Annotated in this window: 24 protein-coding genes; 11 read left to right on the top strand and 13 right to left on the bottom strand. The window is 65.9% G+C overall.

The annotated features are described in order from the left end of the window. The 8 genes from QMK22_RS11215 to QMK22_RS11250 form a co-directional block, all read right to left on the bottom strand. A partial coding sequence (locus tag QMK22_RS11215; RefSeq protein WP_283497732.1) for a hypothetical protein occupies nucleotides 1-254 on the bottom strand: 254 nt, incomplete at its 3' end. Between the two features lie 173 nt (nucleotides 255-427). After that, nucleotides 428-712 carry a twin-arginine translocase TatA/TatE family subunit gene (locus tag QMK22_RS11220; RefSeq protein ID WP_349360980.1) on the bottom strand — a complete coding sequence of 95 codons (285 nt, stop codon included), beginning with the start codon at nucleotides 710-712 and terminating at the stop codon, nucleotides 428-430. Further along, nucleotides 621-2,126 carry an aldehyde dehydrogenase (NADP(+)) gene (locus QMK22_RS11225; protein ID WP_283497734.1) on the bottom strand — a complete coding sequence of 502 codons (1,506 nt, stop codon included), beginning with the start codon at nucleotides 2,124-2,126 and terminating at the stop codon, nucleotides 621-623. Before QMK22_RS11225 ends, QMK22_RS11220 begins: the two co-directional genes overlap by 92 nt. Further along, nucleotides 2,120-3,220: an ABC transporter ATP-binding protein gene (locus QMK22_RS11230; RefSeq protein WP_283497735.1), complete on the bottom strand. Its 1,101-nt coding sequence runs from the start codon at nucleotides 3,218-3,220 to the stop codon at nucleotides 2,120-2,122. Before QMK22_RS11230 ends, QMK22_RS11225 begins: the two co-directional genes overlap by 7 nt. Further along, nucleotides 3,213-4,235: an ABC transporter ATP-binding protein gene (locus QMK22_RS11235; RefSeq protein ID WP_283497736.1), complete on the bottom strand. Its 1,023-nt coding sequence runs from the start codon at nucleotides 4,233-4,235 to the stop codon at nucleotides 3,213-3,215. The genes QMK22_RS11230 and QMK22_RS11235 overlap by 8 nt, the downstream gene beginning before the upstream one ends. Then, nucleotides 4,235-5,248 (bottom strand): ABC transporter permease, encoded by a 1,014-nt coding sequence (locus tag QMK22_RS11240; protein ID WP_283497737.1) that lies wholly within the window; start codon nucleotides 5,246-5,248, stop codon nucleotides 4,235-4,237. Before QMK22_RS11240 ends, QMK22_RS11235 begins: the two co-directional genes overlap by 1 nt. Beyond that, nucleotides 5,229-6,230 (bottom strand): ABC transporter permease, encoded by a 1,002-nt coding sequence (locus tag QMK22_RS11245; RefSeq protein ID WP_283497738.1) that lies wholly within the window; start codon nucleotides 6,228-6,230, stop codon nucleotides 5,229-5,231. Before QMK22_RS11245 ends, QMK22_RS11240 begins: the two co-directional genes overlap by 20 nt. Nucleotides 6,231-6,269: 39 nt before the next feature. Beyond that, nucleotides 6,270-7,826, bottom strand: coding sequence for an ABC transporter substrate-binding protein (locus QMK22_RS11250; RefSeq protein ID WP_283497739.1), 1,557 nt, complete (start codon nucleotides 7,824-7,826; stop codon nucleotides 6,270-6,272). Nucleotides 7,827-7,938: 112 nt separating this feature from the next. Between QMK22_RS11250 and QMK22_RS11255 the strand changes: the two genes are divergently transcribed. Beyond that, complete coding sequence (locus tag QMK22_RS11255; RefSeq protein ID WP_283497740.1) at nucleotides 7,939-8,625, top strand: GntR family transcriptional regulator; 687 nt, start codon at nucleotides 7,939-7,941, stop codon at nucleotides 8,623-8,625. A gap of 11 nt (nucleotides 8,626-8,636) precedes the next feature. Here the strand turns inward: QMK22_RS11255 and QMK22_RS11260 are convergent, their stop codons facing one another. Further along, the gene (locus tag QMK22_RS11260; RefSeq protein ID WP_283497741.1) at nucleotides 8,637-9,398 is read right to left on the bottom strand and encodes a ribonuclease activity regulator RraA; all 762 of its coding nucleotides are present in this window, start codon (nucleotides 9,396-9,398) and stop codon (nucleotides 8,637-8,639) included. 56 nt (nucleotides 9,399-9,454) lie between these two features. Between QMK22_RS11260 and QMK22_RS11265 the strand changes: the two genes are divergently transcribed. Further along, on the top strand, nucleotides 9,455-9,607 hold the full coding sequence (locus tag QMK22_RS11265; RefSeq protein WP_283497742.1) for a hypothetical protein: 153 nt from the start codon (nucleotides 9,455-9,457) through the stop codon (nucleotides 9,605-9,607). Between the two features lie 46 nt (nucleotides 9,608-9,653). Further along, nucleotides 9,654-10,931: a hypothetical protein gene (locus QMK22_RS11270; RefSeq protein ID WP_283497743.1), complete on the top strand. Its 1,278-nt coding sequence runs from the start codon at nucleotides 9,654-9,656 to the stop codon at nucleotides 10,929-10,931. A gap of 72 nt (nucleotides 10,932-11,003) precedes the next feature. Here QMK22_RS11270 and QMK22_RS11275 read toward each other — a convergent pair whose 3' ends face one another. From QMK22_RS11275 to QMK22_RS11285, 3 genes are all read right to left on the bottom strand, one after another. Then, complete coding sequence (locus QMK22_RS11275; RefSeq protein ID WP_283497744.1) at nucleotides 11,004-11,522, bottom strand: CarD family transcriptional regulator; 519 nt, start codon at nucleotides 11,520-11,522, stop codon at nucleotides 11,004-11,006. Nucleotides 11,523-11,533: 11 nt separating this feature from the next. After that, nucleotides 11,534-12,217: a TetR/AcrR family transcriptional regulator gene (locus tag QMK22_RS11280; RefSeq protein WP_283497745.1), complete on the bottom strand. Its 684-nt coding sequence runs from the start codon at nucleotides 12,215-12,217 to the stop codon at nucleotides 11,534-11,536. Between the two features lie 101 nt (nucleotides 12,218-12,318). Next, nucleotides 12,319-14,676, bottom strand: coding sequence for a trehalase-like domain-containing protein (locus tag QMK22_RS11285; RefSeq protein ID WP_283497746.1), 2,358 nt, complete (start codon nucleotides 14,674-14,676; stop codon nucleotides 12,319-12,321). 194 nt (nucleotides 14,677-14,870) lie between these two features. On the opposite strand from QMK22_RS11285, the gene QMK22_RS11290 reads away from it, so the two are divergent. The 8 genes from QMK22_RS11290 to QMK22_RS11325 all read left to right on the top strand — a co-directional run bounded on the left by QMK22_RS11290 (nucleotide 14,871) and on the right by QMK22_RS11325 (nucleotide 23,206). Next, nucleotides 14,871-15,473, top strand: coding sequence for a hypothetical protein (locus QMK22_RS11290; protein ID WP_283497747.1), 603 nt, complete (start codon nucleotides 14,871-14,873; stop codon nucleotides 15,471-15,473). Between the two features lie 184 nt (nucleotides 15,474-15,657). After that, on the top strand, nucleotides 15,658-16,332 hold the full coding sequence (locus QMK22_RS11295) for a copper resistance CopC family protein (RefSeq protein WP_283497748.1): 675 nt from the start codon (nucleotides 15,658-15,660) through the stop codon (nucleotides 16,330-16,332). Continuing rightward, entirely contained in the window at nucleotides 16,329-16,862 is a 534-nt protein-coding gene (locus tag QMK22_RS11300; protein WP_283497749.1) for a copper chaperone PCu(A)C, read from the top strand. Before QMK22_RS11295 ends, QMK22_RS11300 begins: the two co-directional genes overlap by 4 nt. Continuing rightward, nucleotides 16,862-18,082 carry a Dyp-type peroxidase gene (locus tag QMK22_RS11305; protein WP_283497750.1) on the top strand — a complete coding sequence of 407 codons (1,221 nt, stop codon included), beginning with the start codon at nucleotides 16,862-16,864 and terminating at the stop codon, nucleotides 18,080-18,082. Before QMK22_RS11300 ends, QMK22_RS11305 begins: the two co-directional genes overlap by 1 nt. Nucleotides 18,083-18,193: 111 nt before the next feature. After that, nucleotides 18,194-18,934: an ATP-binding cassette domain-containing protein gene (locus QMK22_RS11310; RefSeq protein WP_283497751.1), complete on the top strand. Its 741-nt coding sequence runs from the start codon at nucleotides 18,194-18,196 to the stop codon at nucleotides 18,932-18,934. 5 nt (nucleotides 18,935-18,939) lie between these two features. Next, complete coding sequence (locus tag QMK22_RS11315) at nucleotides 18,940-19,761, top strand: ABC transporter ATP-binding protein (RefSeq protein WP_283497752.1); 822 nt, start codon at nucleotides 18,940-18,942, stop codon at nucleotides 19,759-19,761. Nucleotides 19,762-19,805: 44 nt separating this feature from the next. Beyond that, on the top strand, nucleotides 19,806-21,437 hold the full coding sequence (locus QMK22_RS11320) for an ABC transporter substrate-binding protein (RefSeq protein ID WP_283497753.1): 1,632 nt from the start codon (nucleotides 19,806-19,808) through the stop codon (nucleotides 21,435-21,437). Beyond that, complete coding sequence (locus QMK22_RS11325; RefSeq protein WP_283497754.1) at nucleotides 21,437-23,206, top strand: ABC transporter permease subunit; 1,770 nt, start codon at nucleotides 21,437-21,439, stop codon at nucleotides 23,204-23,206. The genes QMK22_RS11320 and QMK22_RS11325 overlap by 1 nt, the downstream gene beginning before the upstream one ends. Here QMK22_RS11325 and QMK22_RS11330 read toward each other — a convergent pair. After that, complete coding sequence (locus tag QMK22_RS11330) at nucleotides 23,203-23,547, bottom strand: HPF/RaiA family ribosome-associated protein (protein ID WP_283497755.1); 345 nt, start codon at nucleotides 23,545-23,547, stop codon at nucleotides 23,203-23,205. The genes QMK22_RS11325 and QMK22_RS11330 overlap by 4 nt on opposite strands. Nucleotides 23,548-23,582 lie beyond the last annotated feature (35 nt).

The raw sequence follows: 23,582 nt of genomic DNA on the forward strand, positions 1-23,582 counted from the left end.
AACCCGTTCCGGGCCGCCAACCCGGCCTGACCCAGCTCCGGCCGGGACCGCTGCGCAATCGTGCCCGCCAACAACGCCGCCACCGTATTGCTCAACCGCAACAGATCAGCAATCGGACCGCGCGCCGCGAGCACCTGCGCATCAGACAGCCCAGCGAACTCGGCACTGGACCCACCCAGCGCAGCCACAGCAGCCGCCGCCCGAGTGAGCTCTACCGCGAGCCCCACCGGGGAGTCGACCGCCACGTTGTTCATAATTCAACCCAACACCCGACCACCGACATTCCCGAGGAAAAATCATGCTTACAAGCACGAAACCGCCCAAATCCACCAAAGAATACCCAAAGAGATGTTCTTGGTCCGTGCCCGGAGAAGCTCCCGCGACCACCCCGATGACGGACGGACCTCTGGACTCTGCCAGACGCGTTTTACTCGGCGTCGGAGGTCTGAGCTGTTTCGATCCTGAATTCATTCCTGAAGACCTTCATCGACTGACCCAGACTGCGTGAGAGCCCCGGAAATTGGGCAGCACCACAGAGAAGCAGCACGACGAAGAGGATGATCGAGGAATTGCCACGCTCGTGGGATGAGGCCGGGTTGCCGCATCCCACTCCCGGTGCGCTAAGCGGGCAGTACCAGGGAACCATCGATTCGACGAGGGATGGACGTGCAGCTCTCCCGGAGTTCCTCGGGGAGCACCACGTCGGGGGCATCCTGAAAGGCGATCGGGCGAAGGAATCGGCGGATCGCGCTGACGCCGACCGAGGTGTGCTGCGAATTCGTCGACGGCCAATTGCCGCCGTGGTGTTGCGCCCACGACACACGTACCCCGGTGGGAAAGCCGTTGAAGACCAGCCGGCCCACGGTCGGTGCAAGCCTGTCACTGATCTGCCGCACGAGTTCGGGCTCGTTGCTGCCGTGGTGCACGGTAGCGGTCAGCGAGGCGGGCATGAGGTCGACGGCGCGAAAAATCTGGTCGAGGGTATCGAACCGCACCACCACCATGACCGGCCCGAACGCCTCTTCCGCGGTCGCCGCGGTGAACTCGTCGGCGTCGATTTCAAGCAGCGTCGGCGCAGCGAGGATGCCCGGGCCGCCGTCACTGCCGGCGGCGACAACGCGGGCGCCCCCCTCGCCCGTGATGCGTCCCAGGATGCTCGTCAGGGAACTGGAAATGCGGCTGTTGAGCAGCACCATTCCCCCGGCTGCGGCCGTTCGGGCACTGAGATCGTCGAGGATCGCATCGCCAGTCGGTCCGATGGGTAGAAAGGCCACCCCGGGCTTGGTGCAGAACTGGCCAGAGCCGAGGGTGAACGACCCGAACAATCCCTCGGCGATCGCCGCGGTGCGCTCGGCGGCGGCGGCGGGCGTGATGATGAGCGGGTTGAGGCTGCTCAGCTCGCCGAAGAACGGAATCGGTGCGTCACGGGCGTTGATGATCTCGAGGAGGGCCTGACCGGCACCGAGCGACCCGGTGAAACCCACCGCGACGATGCGCGGGTCTGCTACGAGCACCCGCCCGGCGTCCGTGCCGAAGATGATGCCGATCGTGCCCTCCGGGGCGCCGAAAGCCGCGGCGGCGGCGTGCAGCACCTCGAATGACAGCCGCGACGTGAGCAGGTGCGAGCTGTGCGCTTTGAGCACCACGGTGTTTCCGCCGGCCAACGCCGAGGCGGTGTCGCCGCCGGCCACCGAGAAGGCGAACGGAAAATTGCTCGACCCGAAGACGGCAACCGGTCCGATGGGAAAGAGCATGCGCCGCAAGTCCGGGCCGTGGCCAAGCGGGGTGTCGCCGGCGTGATCGATGGTGGCCTCCAGGTAGCTTCCCTCCCGGAGGGCCTCGGCAAAGAGACGCAACTGAAACTGTGAGCGTCCAAGTTCGCCGTTCAAGCGTCCCTCGCCCAGTCCGGTCTCCGCATTGGACACGGAAACCAATTCGGCGCGGTGAGCCTCCAGGCCGTCGGCCATTGCCTCGAGCAGGCCGGCGCGCCACTCCCGGCTGTTTCCGCGCAGCGACTCGAAGGCCCGCTGGGCGGACTCGGCAATCGCGGCGGTTTCTGCCGCGGTCGTGACTCGAATGTCGGTTTCTTGCGTGGTCCCGGTGGCGGGATCGGTGGTCGTCAGCATGGTGCTCCCAAGTCGGTGATGGTGTGAAGTCGTGGGTCGGAATCGTTCGAGCGCGCGGCGGGTGCGAGTAGTTGCACGGCGGTTTCCGGCATGAGGGGGAAGTGGCATTCGGCCACGTGAAGCGGTTCGTCGGTGGAGGCTGCGGCGGGCGGGGCGTCGGTGGCGCAGATATCCTGGGCCTTCCAGCAGCGTGTGCGGAAGCGGCAGCCCGAGGGCGGGTCCAGCGGTGAGGGCATTTCGCCTTCGAGCACAATGCGTTTTCGCGGCGTGCTGTTGCTCACGTCAAGGTGTGGTGAGGCCGACATCAGGGCGGCGGTGTAGGGGTGTCGGGGACGGTCGAAGACTTGCTCGGTGGTGCCGGTTTCGATGATGCGGCCCAAATACATCACGGCGACCCGGTCGGCGACGTGTCGCACGACGGAGAGGTCGTGCGAGATGAAGATGTAGGCCACGCCGAGGCGTTGCTGCAGGTCGTTGAGCAGGTTGAGCACCTGCGCCTGCACCGAGAGGTCCAGGGCGGAGACGGGTTCGTCGAGCACGATGACGTCGGGGTTGAGGGCGAGGGCGCGGGCGATGCCGATGCGCTGGCGTTGCCCACCGGAGAATTCCTGCGGCGATTTTCCGGCGTCGCTGGGGCGCAGGCCGACAATTTCCAGGAGTTCGCGCAGCCGCGCTGCCCGCTCTTTCTTGCTCGGGTACAGGGTGGTGTGGGTGGCCCACGGTTCCGAGATGATTTCCCCGGCGGTCATGCGGGCGTTGAGCGAGGCAAAGGGGTCTTGGAAGACCATTTGCACGCGGCGACGCCAGGCGAGTAGTTCTTTTCCGGTCAGTGCGAACGGGTCGGTGCCTTCGAAGCGGATGGTGCCCTCGTCGGGGCGTTCCAGCATCAGGAGGGTGCGGGCGAGGGTGGATTTTCCGCAGCCGGATTCCCCGACCAGGCCGAGCGTCTCCCCACGGCCGACATGCAGGTTGATTTTGTCCAGGGCGCAGAGCACGTTGTTGCCGCGGCCGGGGACGTGGAAGTTCTTGGTCAGGTCGCGCACGTCCAGCAGTGGGACGGGCAGGTGCGGCACGGTCGCGGTGGTGTCAGACATTGTCGAGCTCCTCGGAGAAGTGGCAGGCCACGGCGCGCCCGGCACCGTCGGGTTCGAGTGTTGGACGAATGGCGCGGCAGATGTCCTGCACCAGCGGGCACCGCGATTGGTACACGCATCCGTCGGGAATGCGGTGCAGTTCCGGCGGTGAACCGGCGATGGAGGTGAGGTCTTGGCCGCGGCCGACATCGGCGGGAACGGAGTCGAGCAGGCCCCGGGTGTAGGGGTGGTGCGGGGTACCGAACACCTCTTTCACCGGGCCGGTCTCGACGACGTTGCCGGCATACATCACCGCAACGGTGTCGGCTTCTTCGGCGACCAGGGCCAGGTCGTGCGTGATTAGCACGACGGCCATATGACTTTCGGTGCGCAGGTCACGCAACAGCTTCATGATTTGCGCCTGCACCGTCACGTCCAGGGCGGTGGTGGGTTCATCAGCGATGAGCAACCGCGGGTTCAACGCCACAGCCATGGCGATGAGGATGCGTTGGCGCATGCCACCGGAGAACTGGTGCGGGAAGGAATCCACCCGCGATTCCGGCTCGGGAATTCCCACGCGACGCATCAGCTCGATCGCCTTCACCTTCGCCGCTTTCGCCGACAGGCCCTCGTGGATGCGAAACGCCTCCCCGAGCTGGGTGCCGACGGTGTAGACCGGGTTCAGCGCGGTGAGGGCATCCTGAAAGACGATGCCCAACTCCGGGCCGGCATAGGCGAGACGTTCCTTCGGCGTCAGGGCGGCGAGGTCGGTGCCGCCGAGCACGACAGTGCCACCGGTGACATCGGCGACCGGGTCCAACAAACCGGCGACGGCCTTCGCCGTCATCGACTTGCCACAGCCCGATTCGCCCAGCAACGCCAGGGTACGGCCGGACAATGCCTCGAAACTGACGTCATTCACGGCCCGCAGCACCCCTTTCGGAGTGCGCAGATCCACGTTCAGACCGGTGACGGTCAACACCACATCGTCGTCAATCATCGACGCACGCGGAACGGAAACAGTGGCTGTTCTCATCAGAGCACCTCCTTCACGGGAAGACGAACAAGCAAACGCTTACGCGGCAAGGTCAGCCGCCAGCGCTGGGCCGGGTCAGTCGCGATCCGCAACCACGCCGCGAGCACATTCGCCGCAACGGTGGTCACCATGATCGCCAGACCCGGGAAGAACGAGAGCCACCACGCGGTCTGCAAATACTGCCGCCCCTGCGCGACCATCAACCCCCAACTCACGTCCGGCGGCTGAATTCCGATACCCAGAAAGCTCAGCGAGCTCTCGGCGAGCATCACATAACAAAACTCGATCGTGGCCAGCGTCAGCAGGGTGGGCAACACCACCGGGATGACGTGGCGCCGGATGATGGCGTTGGGCTTGGTACCGAAGGTGCGCGCCGCATCCACAAACGTGCGGCTCTGCAACTCCGCCGACTCCGCCCGCGCCGTGCGCAAATAAATCGGAATTCGGGTGACGGCGAGGATCAACACAATGTTCGCCGCGCTCGGCGAGAACACATACAGAATCACCACGGCCAACAGCAGCGACGGAAAGCTCATGATCACATCAGCGATACGCATCGACACCGTCTCACGCCAGCCCCGGTGATACCCCGCCCACACGCCCCAGAGCGAACCGAGCACGAGGGAAATCGCCACCGCCGGCAACGCCACCGACAGGGTCGTCTGCGTGGCCACCACCAGGCGAGCCAGCATGCTGCGACCCAGCGAATCACTGCCCAGGATGAAAGCCCAACCGTCGGAGAAGCTGAACGGCGGCCGGTTGGTAGCGCCAAGGTCCTGCCGCGTCGACAGATCGCCCATCAACGTCGGACCGAACACCGCAGTCAACCCGACGAGCACGAGCACCACCGCAGCGACGGTGGCAAAACGGTCCTTCAACAGCAACTGAAACAGACTGGTCTTCTTATCGGCGACGCTCTCACCACGCGGCAGAGCGATCGCTTCCGTGCCGGGAGGCGCGACGGTACGACCGCCGGACGGCAACTGCACCGCGTTACGGGGTGGTCTGGACATGAATTTTCCGTTCCTTCGGCTCGGCCACAACGACCGAAGCCGCTCGGGATGATTTCTTCCGCCGGCCGGCTGGCCGCACACGAGCATCCAACCCGGCATAGCCGAGGTCAATCAAAATGTTCAGAATGAAAATTGACACCGCCGTCAACAGCACGGCCGCCTGCAACACCGCGAAGTCACGCTGCAAAATCGAATCGATCATCAGCTTGCCGATGCCCGGCCAACCAAAGATCGACTCGACCACCACGGCACCGTTCACCAGGCTCACCGTCAGATCGCCCGCCACCGTCAGCGCCGGCGCTGCCGCATTGCGCAACGCGTGCCGCGTCACCACCCGAAACTCGCTCGCCCCCTTGCTCCGAGCCAGCTTGATGTACGGCTCCGACAATGACGACACCATCGCGCCGCGCACAATCTGCACCAACACCCCAAACGGCCGCAATAACAACGTCGCAATCGGCAGGATCCAGGATGTCGCCCCGCCCACCCCCGACGTCGGCACCCAACCCAGCGTGATGGCGAAGACCAAGATGCCCATAATGGCCAACCAGAAATCCGGCACACTCGCCGCCGCCATCGACACGAAACTTGAAATCCGGTCGGCGACACCGTTGGGCTTGAGCGCCGCCCAACATCCCACGATCACCGCCAGCACAACAGCGAGCAACATCGTGGTGCCAGCCAACTGCAACGTGGCCGGGAAAGCCCGCAGCGCCATAGCGGCCGCCGGCTCCCCCGTTCGAAGAGACTCCCCGAAATCCAGCCGCAACACCCCACCAAAATAGTGGGCCATCTGCACCAGGAGCGGATCATCAAACCCGTACTTCGCCGTGAAATTCGCCCGCATCTCAGCGGTCGCATTCAACGGCAAATACAAGCTTGCCGGATTACCAGTCAGGCGCGCCAGGGCAAAAACGCCCAGCACCACCACGAGCAACGGCAACGCGCTCGAGACGATTCTGCGTCTAAGAAATGTCAGCATGAGTCTCTTCTACCTTCAGCTACCGAGTTGACGACGTCGTCAGCTCGCGGGTGTGATCTCCGCAAGGCGCAATTCATCGCCCGACAGGGAGTTCGGTTCGTAGTTCACGGCGGCAGACTTGCCGATCACACCGCTCATACGGGCGATATAGGCGAACTGCACCAGGTTGTCGCGCTCATAGGCGAGCGCGTCAGCGAAGGCGACCTGGCGATCGTCCCCCGTCTTCGTGGCCGCATCGGCCAGAAGGGCATCAAATTCGGGCGAACCGAACATGCTCATCTGCGCCTGGCTGGTCATGTACGAGTCGGTGCTGAAGGATGCGTCTCCGGCCTGATTGCCGTGCTGCACGATCATCGCAATGGCACCCTCATCCAGAACAAACGGACGAACCTGATACTGCAGCCCGACGGAAGTTTCGGCGATCTTCACCTCGATGTTGAGACCGGCCTGACCCAGCTGTTCCTGGAGCACCTCGGTCATCTGGGCGATCTTGGGGAACTGGTCGGCGCGTGCCACGATCGTGATCTTCTCGTCGACGGGAACTCCATCGGCCTTGGCCGCATCGACGAGGTCCTTGGCCTTGGCCAGATCGAATTCCCACGGCTTGAGGCTGTCGTTGTAGCCCACAACCCCGGGCGGCACCAGCTGGTCGGCCGGAACGCTCGCGCCGGCATACAGCGAATCGGTGATGCCCGTGCGATCAATCGCGTAGTTGATGGCCTGGCGCACCCGAATGTCGTTGAGCGGCGCAATATCACCGCTGAACCGCAGGGCTACCGTTTCGTTGTTGGGGTAGTTCAGACCCAGATCGCCCGCTCCGTCATCAGCGCTCAAGCTCAGCGCGAGGTCGGCCTCGCCACGTGTGACCATGGCAGCCCGGACCGTGCCCTCGGAGCGCCACTGGTACTCAGCGGTTGCGAAGGCCGGCGCGTCGCCCCAGTAGGTCTCGTTGGCGTTCAGGGTGAGTTTGCTACCCGCATCCCACTGTCCGACCGAGTAGGGGCCGGTGCCGATCGGTTCACGAACCTTGGCGCTCGCATCGGTCGGCGCACCGATCTCGATGAACGAGATGCGCAGCGGTAACACCGGGTCGGGCGCCTCCGTGGTGATTTTCAGGGTGGTGTCATCAACGACCTCGAGGGCGACATCGGCGTCACCGAACATTTGGCCTTCAACGTCGCAGCCGAGATCCGAGTTGACCGCGCGATCGATCGCAAAGGCGGCCGCTTCGGCGTTGAACGGGGTGCCGTCGGAGAAGGTCACGTCATCGCGCAAGGTGAAGGTCCACTCGGTATCGCCCGTTGCCTCCCACTCGGTGGCCAGAAGCGGCTCGAGGTCACCGGACGTCGGATCGCGTTCGATGAGCGGCTCGGTGGTATTGGATCGCACGACCACGCCCGTGGACGACAGCGTCGCGTCGCACGGTTCGAGTGTGGTCGGTTCGATGGGCAAAACGATGCGAACGGTGTCGGCGTCGGCACCGCTCGACGTTCCCGTGTTCGCCACGCTGCAGCCGGTCAACGCCAGGACGGAGCCGGTGGCCAGGGCGATCGTCATACGTGCCCTGCCGGATATTTTTGGAGCGGAAGACATCATTGGGTTCCTTCGGTTCATTGGGTAAAATCCTAGATTGTGCAGCCGGCCGGCCAGGCCGTCGGCTCGGTAGGTTGTTCGGGGGCTAGCCGTGTGGTCGTTTAGGCTGACCACCATGCCCCAGACGTTCGATGCCACATTTCCTTCGTCCCTGCCCCCGCAGGTTGACGCTCCCACCCGCACGGACCTCGTTGTCGACGCGCTGAAATCCGCGATCCTGGCCGGCGGGCTGAAACCCGGTCAGGTTCTGGTTGAGCGCAAGGTCGCCGAGCAGCTGGGGGTCTCCAAGACGCCGGTGCGTGAGGCGTTGATCGTGCTGGAGCGTTCGGGATTGCTGACCGTGGAGGCTCGAAGAATTTCGGTGCGCCAACTGAGCTTCACCGACATCCGTCATGTCTACGAGGAGCGAGTGCTGCTGGAGCCGTGGGCCATCCTCGATGCCGCGCGCACCGATGGATCGTTCACGGTGGCGGGGCAAGCTCTGGCCGATGCCCGTGCCTTTGCCAAGGCTAACGACAATGCCTCCGCAGCGCTGGCGAACCGACGATTCCACCGCGGGATGTATGCCAACAGTGAGAACGAATTCGTCGTCAACTCCCTGGACCGTTTGCAGGACCTGACCGCACTGGCCGTCGCGGGCGTGCTGTGGGAGAACTGGCCGAGACGAGACATTGAGGCCAGCGAGCACGAGGCCATTTACGACGCGGCCCGCGGAGGCGACGCTGCGACGGCAGCCCGCCTCATGAAGGAACACATCACCTCGTCGATCGACCGGGTCGCGGAGCGCGAGGCCGGCCTGTAGCCCGGGCACGGTTACCCCGCCATGACTTCTCGATAGCCCTTCATGAGCTCATCGTTGGGCGGGTACGTGCCGCGGAGGGGGCTGCCTTCCTCGACCTTGGTCAGGATGTACTCTTCGAGTCGTTCCTGCTCCAGGGCGTCTCGAGCCACGGATTCGACGAAGTGACGCGGTATGCAAACCACTCCATCGCGGTCGCCGACCATGATGTCGCCGGGGTAGATGGCGACCTCGGCGCACGCGATGGGGATCTGGAAGTCCACGACGTGGTGCTGGGCGAGGTTGGTCGTCGGAGAGGCACCGGCCGAAAATGTGGGCATGTCCAATTCTTCGAAGCCGACCATGTCGCGAAAAGAGCCGTCGCTGACGATGCCGCCGGCCCCGCGAAGCTTCAATCGGGTGGCCAGAATGTGTCCGATCGAGGCGGCTCTCTTCTTGCCCCTGGCATCGATCACGAGTACCTGTCCGGCGCCGACCGATTCGACGCCGAGGCGCTGCGGGTGGTCGTAGTCCTGAAAGATCGACGGCACATCCACGTCTTCCCGGGAGGGAATGCACCGCATAGTGAAGGCCTCTCCCAGAAGGCGCTGCCTAGACGGATTGGAGAACGTCAACCCCTCGAGGAAGGTATTGCGCAGGCCCCGTGACAAGAGCTGCGTCGTGATCGTCGCTGTGCTCACCAAACCCAGGGCATGAGTCGCGGCCGCACTCAGCGGCGCAAACTGTTCTCCCGCCGAACTTTCGGTTGCATCCTGCTGTACTGATTTACCTGACATGCTCATAAACCTTTCATTGGGCCGACACCGTTGTCTTGGTATACCAAGATACCAACATGGCAACTGTAGCTGAGCAACGCGAAACATGGAAGTGCCGGCGCGAAAAGAATGGCGCTCCACTCGCATTCGAGCGGCCGCTGAAATCGTTCGACCATCCGGGAACGGTGTACCGGCGCGCCCAGGTCCAGGTGACGGTGCTGCTTGAATAGGAGGACGTGTCCGGGGACACTGCAGAACCAACGGAGGGGGTCACGTGTGAGAACGATCTACGCGTTGCTGCTGAGCGCCCTAATCCTGGCCGTTGGGCTGTCGGTCGCCGCACCCGACGCGACACTCGTAGCCGGCGGGCTCACCTTCGCCGCAGCCGTGGTGGGGCTGGTTTTGGTAAATCGAACTCAGCGCAGCATTGCGCTGGTGCTGAGTGCGGTCGGGGTCGCATCCGTTGTGCTGAGCCTTCAGCTGGGCGGTCAGATCGACGTTCGCGACCTGTTCTCGGTCAACCAGGACCTCATCGGCATGCTCACCGCCGTCTCGTTTCTGCGCCTGGTCACCCCGACCTCGCCCACGACCCGCACCCGCCTGCACGGCCGGCTCGCCGTTGTGCGCACGGCCCTGGCCACGCACGCTCTCGGTGCCATCATCAATATCGGCGCGGTCGGCATCGTCGGCGATCACCTGCGTGGCCGCTCCGCCCTGCGCCTCGCTGACGCCGCGCTGGTATCCCGATCCTTCTCGGCAGCGGCGTTCTGGTCGCCATTCTGGGCGGCCGCCGCGGCGGCCACCACGCTCGTGCCCGGCGCGAATTCTCTCGTTCTTCTCCTCGTGGGGTTGGGCCTCGCGCTCGTCGCTATCGGCCTGAGCGTCTGGGACATCTTTCACCTGTGGGGCCGCGAACTGCCCGCCTATACCGGCTACACGCTGAGCTGGGCGCTCATTCGCGTTCCTCTCGCCCTCGTTGCCCTGGTTATTGTTGCGCACCAGCTTGTTCCCAGCGTTCCCGTGCCGCGCATCGTGCTGCTGGCCGGTCTCGGCGTCACCCTGATCGGTCTGCTGATTGCCAACGGTCGCGGGGCGCTCGGGGCACTCGCCCGGCACGCCCGCCACGATCTGCCGCAGTTGCGCGGCGAGGTCACCCTGTTTGCCTCGGCCGGGATACTCGCGGTCGGTCTGCGGATGCTGTTCCCGCTGTTCGACCTGCAGCTGCCATTTTCTGAATTCACCGTTCCCGTCGCCTGGGCCATGATGCTCACCATGATTTTGCTGGCGCTCGTCGGGGTGCATCCGGTCGTGTCGGTCGCGATCGTCGCTTCGCTCGTGCACACCCTGTCGCCCGACCCGACCCTGTTTGTACTGGCCGCATGCATCGGCTGGGGCGTCTCGTCGGCGGTCGGTCCGGTCACCGGTCTGACCATGCTGCTCAGCGCCCGTTACGGCATCGACAGCGTGAAACTCACCCGCCGCAACCTGGTCTACCTGGCCATTGTGCTCGTCACGTCGTGGCCCGCACTGCTAATCTGCGCCGCGCTGGCCTGATCCCGACGCACGAAAACCCCGTTCGCGCAGCGAACGGGGTTTTCTGTGTGCGACGAAAAGCGGCAGGTGAGACTATACGGTCGCTTCGACCGGCTCGTCGCTGACGACGTAGTTCTGAATTTCGATCAGCAGCAGGTCGCCGGCTTCCTGGTCGGTCAGGCCCTGGGCCAGAGCGAGTTCGGAGACGAGGATCTGGCGTGCCTTTTCGAGCATCCGCTTTTCGCCGGCGGAAACGCCCTTGTCCTGGTCGCGACGCCACAGGTCGCGCACGACCTCGCTGACCCGGTAGACGCTGCCGCTGGCCATCTTCTCCTGGTTGGCCTTGTAGCGACGTGACCAGTTGCCCGGCTCCTCGGTGAAGGCGTTCTGCAGGATTTCATACACGGCGCTGACACCGGCGGCGTCGATGACGTCGCGCACGCCGACGAGTTCAACGTTGTCGACCGGCAGCTGAATGGTCAGCGCGCTGGTGTGCACGTTGAGGGTCATGAACTGCTTCTCGACGCCCTTGATGGTGCGGGTCGCAAGGGCCGTGATGGTGACCGCTCCGTGGTGCGGGTAGACCAGGGTTTCGCCGATTTCAATCTTCATAGAATGCGCCTTCAGTTTTGTGTGGGTGAGGCAACGCGGGCAGGCGTTGCGCTTGAAGCAGGGGTATCGAGCAGCCAACCGGGCAGCAGCGCCACGAGCTGGTCTACGAGTTCGTCGTCGGAGACGTCGAGGTGGCCACGCATCCAGGCACCAATCAGGGTGAGTGCGCCGCCGGCGACATAGGTCGTGACGAGTTCGGCATTCACAGCGTCGTCGAAGACGAGCACCGATCGGAGCATGCGGGTCGCGTAGGCCTCGATGATCTGGTCGTGCGCGCTGCGGGTCAGCGGCAGCTCCAGCACGCTCGCATACAGGGGAAAGTTCTCCACCATGTGGGCGACGAGCCGGGCATAGCCGAGCCGCGAGGCGTTCTCGCCGGTGCGGGGCCGCGGCAGATCGAGGCCGGCCGAGCCGATATCCGCGAACTGGGCCTGCAGCAATTCTGCGGCGAGCACATCCAGGCTGGCGAAGTGCGCGTAGAAGGAGCTGCGGCTGATGCCGGCCAGCCGTACGATGTCGGCGACTGAAACGGATGCCGCCGGCTGGGCAATGAGGGTGCGGATCGCCGTGAAGATGAGCTGCCTGGTGCGTTCGGCCCGGGGGTCGTGCGTGAGCTTGGGCTCGAGCGAAACCTCTGGCTGTTCCGCTGACTTCACCTCTCCCGCCTGCGGGCGGGAGGAAGTCAACGGAGTCATTTATTCATAGTACCACTTTTCGGACACGTGTCCGAGACGCTGTTCCGTTTCACGGCTGACTCGCGGGAAGGTCGTCATTTCGCGAGTCAGCCGGCGAGACCTCAGCGCCCGCGATGCTCGTCGAGCAACTGCGCACAGCGGATGAACCCGAGGTGCGAGTAGGCCTGCGGGTGGTTGCCCAGGTGGGTTTCGGTGGCCGGATCGAATTCTTCCGAGAGCAGCCCGGTCGGGCCGGCCAGGGCGATCAGCTGGTTGAACAGCACCTCGGCCTCGTCCAGGCGCCCAGTGAGCACGTAGGCCTCGATCAGCCAGGTGGTGCAAATGTGGAATCCGCCCTCGAGGCCGGGCAGGCCGTCGTCATAGCGGTAGCGGAACACCGTCGGGCCCATGCGCAGTTCGCGCTCCACCGCGCTCACGGTGAGCTGAAACCGCTCGTCGGTCACGTCGAGCAGACCGGACAAGCCGATGTGCAGCACGGCGGCATCCAGGTCGGGGCTGTCGTAGGCCACGGTGTATGACTGGGCTTCCTCACTCCAGCCTTCGCGCAACACCTCATCGCGAATAGTGGTGGCCAGTTGCTCCCAGCCCGCGCCGATCTCGCGCCCGTGCCGCACTGCGGTGCGAATGGCCCGGTCCACGGTCACCCAGCACATGGTCTTGGTATAGGTGTGGTGCCGCGGCGAGCGCCGGGCCTCCCAGATGCCGTGGTCAGGTTCGTCCCAACGACTCGTGACGGCTTCGACCATTTCGGTCAGCAGATGCCACTGAAAGTCGGAGAGTGTTCCCTGCCGCGCACTGAGGGTGTCGATCAGTTCGGCAACCGGGCCGAAAACATCGATCTGCACCTGATTGTCAGCCGCGTTTCCGATGCGCACCGGGCGTGACCCGGCATAGCCAGGCAGCGACTCGAGGCTCGCCTCGGTCGACAGCGACGAGCCGGTGACCGAATAGAGCGGATGCAGCCACTGCGCGCCGGGACTGTCCGTGACGACCCCGTCCAGCCACTGCAGAAACCCATCGGCTTCGTCGGTCGATCCCAGGTCGACGAGTGCTTTGACGGTCATCGAGCCGTCGCGCAGCCAGCAATAGCGGTAGTCCCAGTTGCGGGTGCCACCGATTCCTTCCGGCAGCGACGTGGTGGAAGCCGCAAGCACCGCTCCGGTCGGTTCGTAGCAGAGGGCGCGCAGCACGAGGGCCGACCGCCCGACGAGCGAGGGTTTCACGCTCGGCAACGTCAGCGAATTCACCCAGGCACGCGAGTCGTTCATGACCGCACCGCGCCTGGCCGCTTCACCCGCATCATCCGGGAAGTAGGGTTCGGTGTCGCCGCAGCGCAGATTGAGCATGATCGCGCCCCGCGAGAGATCGACAACGGCGGTGGCCGTTTCGTTGCGACCGTCGCTCGTGACGGTGAATTCGACACCCGCGGCGGAGAGCACGATCGGATCGGGGGTGCCCGTAATGGTCACCATGCCGTCGGCCGCATGCATGTTGAAATAGGCGCCGGCATAATCGGGCCGCGGGGCAAAGACGATGCGTGCACGGCCGGTTCCGGTGAGCTTGCGCACCAGGTTCGTGATGCCCAGCGGCGACGGCTCGATGTAGTCGGTTACTGTGACGTCGGCCCACCGGGTTTCAACGATCATCGTGTTGTCGACGTAGCGCTGACCCAGCACCCGGCTCTCTTTGACCGGCTCGATCGAGAAATGCCCGGCCTCTTCACTGCCGAGAATGCTGGCGAACAACGAGCCTGAGTCGGGCAGCGGATGCGTCATCCAGCAGATGCGCGCCTCCGGTGTCACGAGGGCCGTCGACGTGCCGTCACCGAGCATGGAGTGACGTTCGATGGCCACGACGTGCTGGCCGAACAGCCAGTCCTTGCGCAGCTCGAACAGCAGCGCCAGCATCTGGGCAAGCATTTCCGGGCCGCTGATGCGGTGCGAGGCAACGGATGCGCCGTCGCCGATGCGAATGCCGAGGTCGGGGCCGTGCAGGGTGTTCATGGCCATTTCGTCGCTCTCGGCGTCGCCGGCAAAGAAGGTGGCGCTCACACCGAGACGCATGCGCAGACGATCGAGGGCCACCCCGGAATCCTGACGCTGATCGGCCCCCTCCGGGGCGTCGACGAACTGCGAGTCGAACTCGCCCCCGTTCGACCCGACCAGGTGCACCTCCCGGGGCAGCCGGGAATCTGCGGCGAGGTCACGCACGGGGCGGCCCGACATAACAGCCGTGTGCGTGTTGGGCAGGGTGGCGAGGGCACGCAGAGCCGTCGCTGATTCCTCCAGAAGTACCGAGGGAACGTCGGAGGCGACGTGATAGGAGAGCGTGCCGCCGTAATTGCAGGCCACGAGCAGGGAGGGCGTGCGCGCGAGCTGTTGCAGATCCTGCAATATCTCGCTTGACAGCCCCGTCAACGTGCGTGGAAGATTCTTCGAAAGATTCAATTGTGGGGGCATTGGAGGTTCCTTGCAGGAGGGGCGTCGACCGTCAAACCAGTTGCTAGACCTAGGCGACGTTACCATTTGCCGGGCCGGGCCGACAAAGAAACCACCTTCTGGCGGATTGTTCGTAGTTTTTGTGGGCCGCGCGAACCACTATCATGAAGCCACAACCGCATTTTCGGTTCGCAAACTTTCGTCGGGTGGCTGACATGGCAACAAGATGGGCGCGGTTCGCTCGCGGCTGGCTGACCGCTGTCGTCGCCGTTCTCGTCGCGGCGCTCTCCCATATTGCCGGCGGCGGCAGCGCTCCCGCCCCCCTCGCCCTCGCCCTCGCCCTCGCTTTCGCCGGGATGGTGAGCGTGGTCCTGGCCGGTAAAAAACTGTCCCTGATGAAGCTGTCCGTGTCGGTCGCCTTCAGTCAGCTGCTGTTTCACCTTCTCTTTGCGCTCGGCGGCACCGCCGGCACGATGACCGTGGCCGGTCATCACGGTTCGACGACGGTTCTGGTGGGGGCGGCATCCGCTGCGCCGGCCATGCACTCCGGTGGCGCGATGTGGATTGCCCACACGGTCGCCGCCGTACTGACGATTGTGGCGTTACGGCGCGGCGAGCGCGCGTTCTGGGCGCTGGTCGAAACGGCGCGCACCGCGCTGGTCACCGTGTTCATCGCCCTCGGCCTGGTCGTGCCGACGCCGGGTCGCACCGCCCGCGTACGCGCGGCGCTGCGGCGCGAGGTCGTGCGAACAGACCTGGCCGTTCTGCTGTCGCCGATGCGGCACCGCGGTCCGCCGCCGGTCCTGGCCGCCTTCTAACCCACTCCGGTTAGCGGCCTCTTCCGCTTGAGCCCGAGCGCCCGCTCGCAGCGCTCGCAGCACTCGTTTGACTCGGCGGCACTCGCAAAATCCAGTGCCGCGAACCCTAACACGTGCCGCGACACACCCGAGCGCGTCCGCGCGACGCCATATCCGCCTTTTCGCGACCCTTTGGAGGTAACGCATGCTCCTTCTCCCTGCCCGAAAACGGTTTCTGACCGTTCTGGGGGCCCTTGCACTCGCGGCCGGATTCGCTCTCACCGGCGCCGCGCCGTCCGCAAGTGCACACGATTCGGTGCTCTCGACGACTCCGGCCGATGCGGAGCACGTCGATGTTGCTCCCGAAACGGTATCGATACGTTTCACCGACGACATCATGCAGCTCGGTGCCGTCGCTCTCGTTGTGGATGCCGCCGGCACCAACTGGGCGGAGGATTCTCCCTCCCTCGACGGGCCAACAGCCACCCTGGCCGTTGACCCGGATCTGCCCGATGGTGCCTACCAGGTGCGCTGGCGGGTGGTCTCGGCCGACGGGCATCCCATCTCTGGCACGTTCGACTTCACCGTCGGCAATGCCGATGCGATACCGCCAGACCCAACGGATGCCGCGGCTCCGGTCGTCACCACACCGACCGAACCGGCCGTCGTCGGATCCACCACCGTGGACTCGACCGCGCCCTCCAACCAGGGCGGGCTGCCAAGCGGGGTCATCGCCCTGATCGGCGCGGTCGTTGGTCTGGGTCTCTTTCTCGGCGTTTTGGCGCTGAGTCGACGCCGCGCGGCATCCGCTACATCGCCCCTCGCGGGCGAAATCGAACAAAACATTTCTCACCCGAAAACTGAAACGGACAAATCATGACACTCACCACCACCCCCCGCATTCTGGTCGTCGCCGTGGCTGCACTGCTCGCCTTGAGCGGTTGCGCCGGAACCATCGACACCGCAGAACCCGCCGCCACGGCCGCAGCGGCCGCAGCCGACAGCCTCACCATCACGGATCCGTGGGTTAAGTCCGCGACCGAAGGCATGAGCGCGGTCTTTGGTAATCTCGAAAACTCGGGCGACACCGACATCAACATCGTCTCAGCCGAGTCATCGGCCGCAATGAAGATGGAGCTACACGAGACCGTGGAAGACGACTCGGGCGCCATGGTCATGCAGCAGAAGGAGGGTGGCTTCATCGTTCCCGCCGGCGGCTCCTACGAGCTCGCTCCGGGCGCCAACCACATAATGCTCATGGGGCTGACCGCGCCACTCGTCGCGGGCGAAGAATCCACGTTCACCCTCACCCTCTCCGATGGCTCCACGTTCGAGTTCATGGCTCCGGCCAAGGATTACTCCGGCGCGAACGAGAGCTACGACGAGGGCACCACCGAAACCGACAAGTAATGACGGGCGATCAGCAGCCATCCGCTGGTCGTCGACTCAGCCGGCGGCACCTTCTTCTGGGAGGTGCCGCCGCCGGGATCGGCGCCGTCGGCGCGGTCGGTATTGACCTGGCTACCAAATCTTCTCCTCCGGCGATTGCGGAGCCGCTCAACGGCTCCAGGACCGTTCCGTTCTACGGTGTGCACCAGGCCGGAATCGACACCGTGCCGCAGAGCAACGCCACCATCATCGCGCTCGATCTCAACGCCGGCACCGACGCACCGACCCTGCGGCGGCTCATGAAGATTCTCACGAGCGACGCCGCGCGGCTCAGCCAGGGCGAGTCAGCCCTGGCCGACTCCGAGCCGGAGCTCGCCGTTGTTCCGGCTCGCCTCACGGTCACCTTCGGTTTCGGTCCCGGCCTCGTCGCCGCGGCCGGCGGCACCGCGCCCACCTGGCTGCGGCCCCTGCCACCGTTCGGCGTCGACCGGCTCGACCCGGCCTGGGGCGACGGTGACCTGCTGCTGCAGATCGCCGCCGACGATGCCCTCACCGTGGCGCACGCCACCCGCATGCTTCTCAAAGACAGTCGATCCTTCGCCACCGTGCGTTGGGTACAGACCGGTTTTCGGCAGGCACCCGGGTCGGTGAAGCCGGGCACGACCATGCGCAACCTGTTCGGCCAGGTTGACGGCACCATTAATTTTGTGCCGGGCACCCCCGACTTCGAGCGCCTGGTCTGGGGCGCCGCCAACAATCCCAGTTGGCTGCACGGCGGCACGGGCTTCGTACTGCGACGCATTGCGATGGACCTCGACAAGTGGGACAAGCTCGACCGCAGCGGCCGCGAGGCATCCGTAGGGCGGACCCTCAGCAATGGCGCTCCGCTCACCGGCGTGCACGAAACAGATGCCGCCGATTTCAACGCGAAGACGGCCATTGGTTTTCCGGTCATTGCGGAGTTCTCGCACATGCGGCGAGCCCGCAGCGAGAACCCGGACGAGCGCATCCTGCGGCGCGGGTACAACTACGACGACACGCCCACCGCCGGCAGTGTCTCAAACTCGGGCCTACTGTTCGTGACTTTTCAAGCGGATGTCGACGCCCAGTTCGTTCCCATCCAGCGCCGCATCGACGAGCTCGACCTGCTGAACGTGTGGATCACACCGATCGGTTCGGCCGTCTTCGCCATTCCGCCGGGGTGCGCTGAGGGAAGCTATATCGGCGACACCTTGTTCTGACCCGGCGGGCAGCGGATCGCACCCTCGGATTGCTATTGATAATAAGAATCAATATGGTTAGTGACGAAGGCGGTGACCACCCGCCCGGCCACACTGAACCAGAGAGCCTGCATGTCCCTAGCGTTAAGCGTGCAGAATCTCACCGTTTCCCTCGGACGGCACCGCCTGCTGCACAATCTGGGCTTCTCGATCGAGCCGGGCGAGCGGGTGGCGCTGCTCGGGGCTTCCGGTTCGGGAAAATCACTCACGGCGGCGGCTGTGCTGGGCTGCCTGGGTGCAGAATTTCGCGTGGAGGGCAGCATCAGCGTGTTCGGCACCGTCGCGGCCGTCTACCAGGATTCGGCAGCGGCCCTGAACCCGCTCGTCTCGATTGGAGCGCAGCTCGCCGTTCCCATATCCCGCCGGTGCGGGCCGGGCCGGACCGCGGCGCGACGACGGGTCGCCGAATTGCTGGACTCGGTCGGCATTGACGACCCGGAGCGCACCATGGCCGGCTACGCCGCCGAGCTCTCCGGCGGACAACGGCAACGCGTCTGCATCGCGTTGGCTCTGGCTTGCCGGGCCCGGTTACTCATCGCCGACGAGCCGACCACAGCCCTCGACGTAGTGAACCAGGCGCGGGTACTCGAGGCGCTGCATTCCTCCGCTGTGGCGGACCGCGCCGCCATCCTGTTCATCACCCACGATCTGGCCGTGGCCGCGTCGATCTGCGACCGCGCCATCGTGCTGGAGAACGGTAAAGTCGCCGAGCGGGCCACCATGGCCGCCCTGATCGGCGACCCGCAGCATCCGTATTCGCGCGCCCTGGTCGACGCCGCGCGGCCCGCCCCCGCCGTGGCGTGGTGCCGTTGACCGTCGTGCCACCGCCCCGTACCCGATCCGCGCCGCCCAGCCTCATCCTGCCGGGCTCCCTGCGCGCCACCGGCATCTCGCACAGCTACCCCGTTGGCACTCGCCGGCGTCGCAGGAGTGCCAACCCGGCCCTGACCGGCGTCACCGTCACCGTCGCTGCCGGCGAGACTGTGGGGCTCGTCGGCCGCTCCGGCTCGGGCAAATCGACGCTGCTGCGCGTTCTGCTCGCTCTGGAACGCCCAACCGCCGGCACGATCCACCTGGGCGGCGACCGCATCCAGCCCGGCAGTGCGCGCGCCCTACGATCCTTTCGTCGGCGGGTGCAGTACGTGCCACAGGATCCGGCGGCGAGCCTCGACCCCCGCATGAGCGTCGATCGGCTGGTGCGCGAACCACTGGTCTGCCTCGACGTGGCAGGCAATCACCGGAACCTCGTGCGTACGGCTCTCGACGATGTCGGACTGCCCGCGAGCCTCGGGGCGCACCGGGTGCGGGAGCTTTCGGGCGGACAGGCCCAACGGGTCGCGATCGCCCGCGCCCTGGTGACGGCACCCCAGTTTCTGCTGGCCGACGAACCGGTCAGCGGGCTCGACCCGCCCCGCCGCAACCGGGTGCTGGATCTGCTCGCCGAACTCGCCCGCGAACGCCGGCTCGGACTCGTTTTCGTCTCGCACGACCTCCACGCGGTCGCACGCCTGTGCAACCGCAGCATCGTGCTGCACTCGGGGCAAATCGTCGAGACCGGAACCACCCTTGATCTGCTGCACAGGCCCGGCCACCACGCCACCCGCGCGTTGGTCGAGGCCCTGCCCGTATTGCCCGCATAGCCGGCCCAGCTCACAAACATTCATTCATTCCAGACAAGGAACCCATGACTCCCGCGAAACACCGCACCGCCCTCGCCGGCTCCCCCGAAAGCTCCCCCGCCCGTTCCCGCACCAATTCCAGCACCAATTCCCGTGCCAAGTCCCCGGCCACCAGCGTGGCCATCGCCCTCGCCCTCGTCGTGAGCTTCGCCCTCACCGGCTGTTTCACGGGCACCTCCGGTTCAGGCGCTTCCGGTACCGACGCCTCCGGCCCGGGCGCCTCCGACCGCATCAGCCTCGCCATGCTGCAACCGCCGCGATCCGGCCTGTCGCCGCTGAGCGACGACGCGTTCAAACTGTCACGTTGGAGTACCGGCGAAACCCTCGTCGCACTCGACGCCCAGGGCGACGCCCAGCCCGCGCTCGCGACGAGCTGGCAACAAACGGATGCCCTCACCTGGCGGTTCGACCTGCGGCCCGACGTGACATTTCACGACGGCACGCTCCTCACTGCTGAGCAGGTCGCGGTCTCGCTCACGGCAGCGGCCGAGTCCACCCCGAAACCGCGCATCCTCGACGGCGTCATCCTCACGGCCACCGCTCGCGGGCCGTTGACCGTGGAGGTGCACACCGGCACCGAAGACCCCCTCATTCCGCAACGGCTGTCCAGCCCGCAGCTCACCATTCTGGCGGCCGCCGCATACTCCGACGACGGCACCGTCAATCCGATCCAGACCGGCACCGGCCCATTCGTGCTCGCCGCCGTCGACGGTACGACCGGCGCCACGCTCAACCGTTTTGACGACTACTGGGGCTCACCAGCGGCCGCGAGCGGCATCGATGTGTCATTCGTGCCCGATGGCACCGCGCGCGCCGCCGCCCTGCGCACCGGAACGGCCGACATCGTCGAGGCGATCCCGGTTGGACAGGTCTCCCAGATCGATGCCGAACTCGTGCACGAGGTGCCGATGCCGCGCACCAATACGCTGTATTTGAACACCGAGACCGGCCCGTTCGCCGACCCGGCCGTGCGGGCTGCTGCGCGGGTCGCGCTCGAGAATGCGACCCTGGTCGAGCTCGTCTACGAAGGTCGCGCCGATGCGGCTGCCGGGCTGCTGGGACCGGCGCTGGACTGGGCGGCCGGTGAGCGCACCACCGCTTTCTATACCGAAATCATGGCCCGTCGCGCCGAGGCTGCGGCCGTCGACGGCGTCAGGATCACGCTCGGCACCTTCACCGACCGCGCCGAACTCCCCGAAGTGGCCGTACAACTGGAACAGCAGCTCGAGGCCGTCGGCTTCGTGGTTGACCAGGATGTGCGCGAGTACCAATACATCGAAGCAGATGCCCTGGCCGGCGCCTTCGACGCGTTCCTCCTCTCCCGCGCGACCGTGCTCGATTCCGGCGACCCGGTCGCCTACCTGTACAGCGACTTCGCCTGTTCCGGTTCTTTCAACATCGCGCAGTTCTGCGATGAGACGGTGGATGCCGCGCTCGACTCCGCCGGCGCACTTGCCGCCGGCAGCGATCGTCGCACCGCCATCATGCACGCCGAAGCCCTCATCCTCGCGAGCGACGCGGCCCTGCCCCTGCTGCACGAGCGGGTGCTGCAGGGCGAGGGTCCCGGCGTCACCGGCGTTGCGCGCGACCCCCGCGAGCGCGCCCTCATCACCAATGAAACGCGCGTCACCGACTGATGAACCGGGGGTGGGCCATCGCAGCAACCTCACGTGCGCTCGCGATCGCGGCGGTCGTGCTACTGATCGGCATGTTGCCCTGGTTGTCGGGCCGCAGCCCGGAATACACCATTCTGCGCGCACGCTACGCCGAGCTGGAAGCCACCGCCGACAACCTGGCCGCGGTGCGCACCGAGCTCGGGCTCGACCGCGGACCGATCGTGGTGTTTCTGCACTGGGTCGGCGGCGTCTTCCGCGGCGACTTCGGCACGTCGTGGATCAGCAACCAGCCGGTACTGCCGGGCACGCTCAACGCCCTCGGCGTGTCGCTCACCCTCATGGCATTCGCCATCGTCGTGGCCGCGGTCGTGGCCGCGCTACTCTGCCTGCCCCGCCTGCGCGCCGGTCTCAGCGGTCATCGCCCGCGCGGTCCCGGAGCCATCGCGGCAGCACTGACCGCGCTGCCCGAATTTCTCCTCGCCGCCGCACTGCTCATCGTCGGCGCGGTCTGGCTGCGCTGGTTTCCGCCATACGGGTGGAGCGGAATCGACTACGCCGTGCTGCCCGCGCTGGCCCTCGGCGTTCCGGCCGGCGGCCTGATCGGGCGTCTGCTCAGCGACGCGATCACCTCCACCTACGCTGAGCGGTGGGTGCTCACCTGGACCATGGCTGATTTTCCGCGCTGGCGCATCGGCGTCGCGATTCTGCGCCGCGCGCTGCCGTCGGTGCTCAGCCAGGTCGGTCTCGTGCTCATCGGTCTCACCGGCGGCGCCGTGGCCGTGGAGCAGATCTTCGCCATTCCCGGGCTCGGCCGGGCCACCCTCGGCGCAGCCCGGTCGCAGGATATCCCGGCGCTGCAGGCCGGGATCCTCGCCCTGCTCGCCGTGGCGGTCGTCGTCGGCGGGCTGGTCGGCCTGCTCCGGTGGTTACTTCTGGGCCCGGCGCTGCGCCTCGGTGCACTGACCGTACCCGATGCGCGTGTTCCGGCCCGGCCCGGCGACCGTGTCACGCCGATCGCCGCGGCGATTTTACTCGCAACCGTGATCGCTGCCGGATTACTGCGGGACCCGTTCACGTCCCAACACGCTCGCCTGGCCCACCCGTCATGGACGTTGCCTTTCGGAGCGGATGCCAGCGGCCGCGATTTGCTCGGCCGCATCGGCCACGGAGCGATCACCACGCTCGGGACTGCGCTCGGCGTGGTTCTGGTGTGCGTCGTGCTCGGGCTCGTCATCGGACTCTTCCCGCACGCCTCGATCGGCCCGCTCGAGGTCACGAATGCCGCGCCGCCGATCCTGGCCGGCATAGTGGTCACCGCGCTGTGGGGCCCCTCGATCACGGGAGCAGCCATCGCGGTGGCCGTGGTCAGCTGGGCGCCACTGGCCGCCCATACCGGTGCGCTCGTGCTGGAGGCGAAAGCCCAGCCGCACATCGGCATTCTGCCGGTTCTCGGCGTGGGACGGGCCCGGGTGATGCTGCGCTATATAGTTCCGGCCGTCGTCGGGCCGGTTTTTCGGCATGCCATGCTGCGGCTGCCCGGGGTGGCCCTCACCCTCGCCGCGCTCGGCTTTCTCGGGCTCGGCACCGACCAGCCCACGCCGGAATGGGGCCTGATTCTCGCCGAGGGAGTCGGCTACGCGGAACGTGCTCCGTGGGTCGTGCTGGCTCCGGCCGGGGCTCTGATGTTGGCCGCCGTGCTCGCCGTTTCGCTGGCCGGCCTGAACTGGGCCCGCTCGCCGTACCCCGCGCCGGTTCGTGCGCCGGGCGCGGGGCAGGATCGTTCTGGTTAGAGCGCTTCGCCCATCGGAAGGTTGCCCTTGCGGGAATCCAGCTTGCCGAAGTGGGTCTCGAGCAGGCTCTGCATCTTGTGCAGGGCACCGGTCAGGGCTTCCTCAACGGCGTTGGCGTTCTCGGTGACGACAACCGGCGTTCCGCCGGCGGGGCGCGCCTCGAGCGTGCACTTGATGTCATCGGCGCTGCTGCGGCCCGCGCTTCCGTCGGTGAGGTGAACCTCAACCCGGGTCAGGCGTTCGCTGTAGCGCGCGAGGGACTCTTCGACGATGGTTTCCAGTCCGCCGGCGACCCGCTCGGTGCCGTTGACGTTGCTGTCGGTGTTCACGATGACCTGCATTTTTACTCCTTTAATAGCTTATGCTTTCAGGCTAC

Origin of the sequence: Cryobacterium sp. PH29-G1, assembly GCF_030063365.1 — a bacterium.
Taxonomy (GTDB): Bacteria; Actinomycetota; Actinomycetes; order Actinomycetales; family Microbacteriaceae; genus Cryobacterium.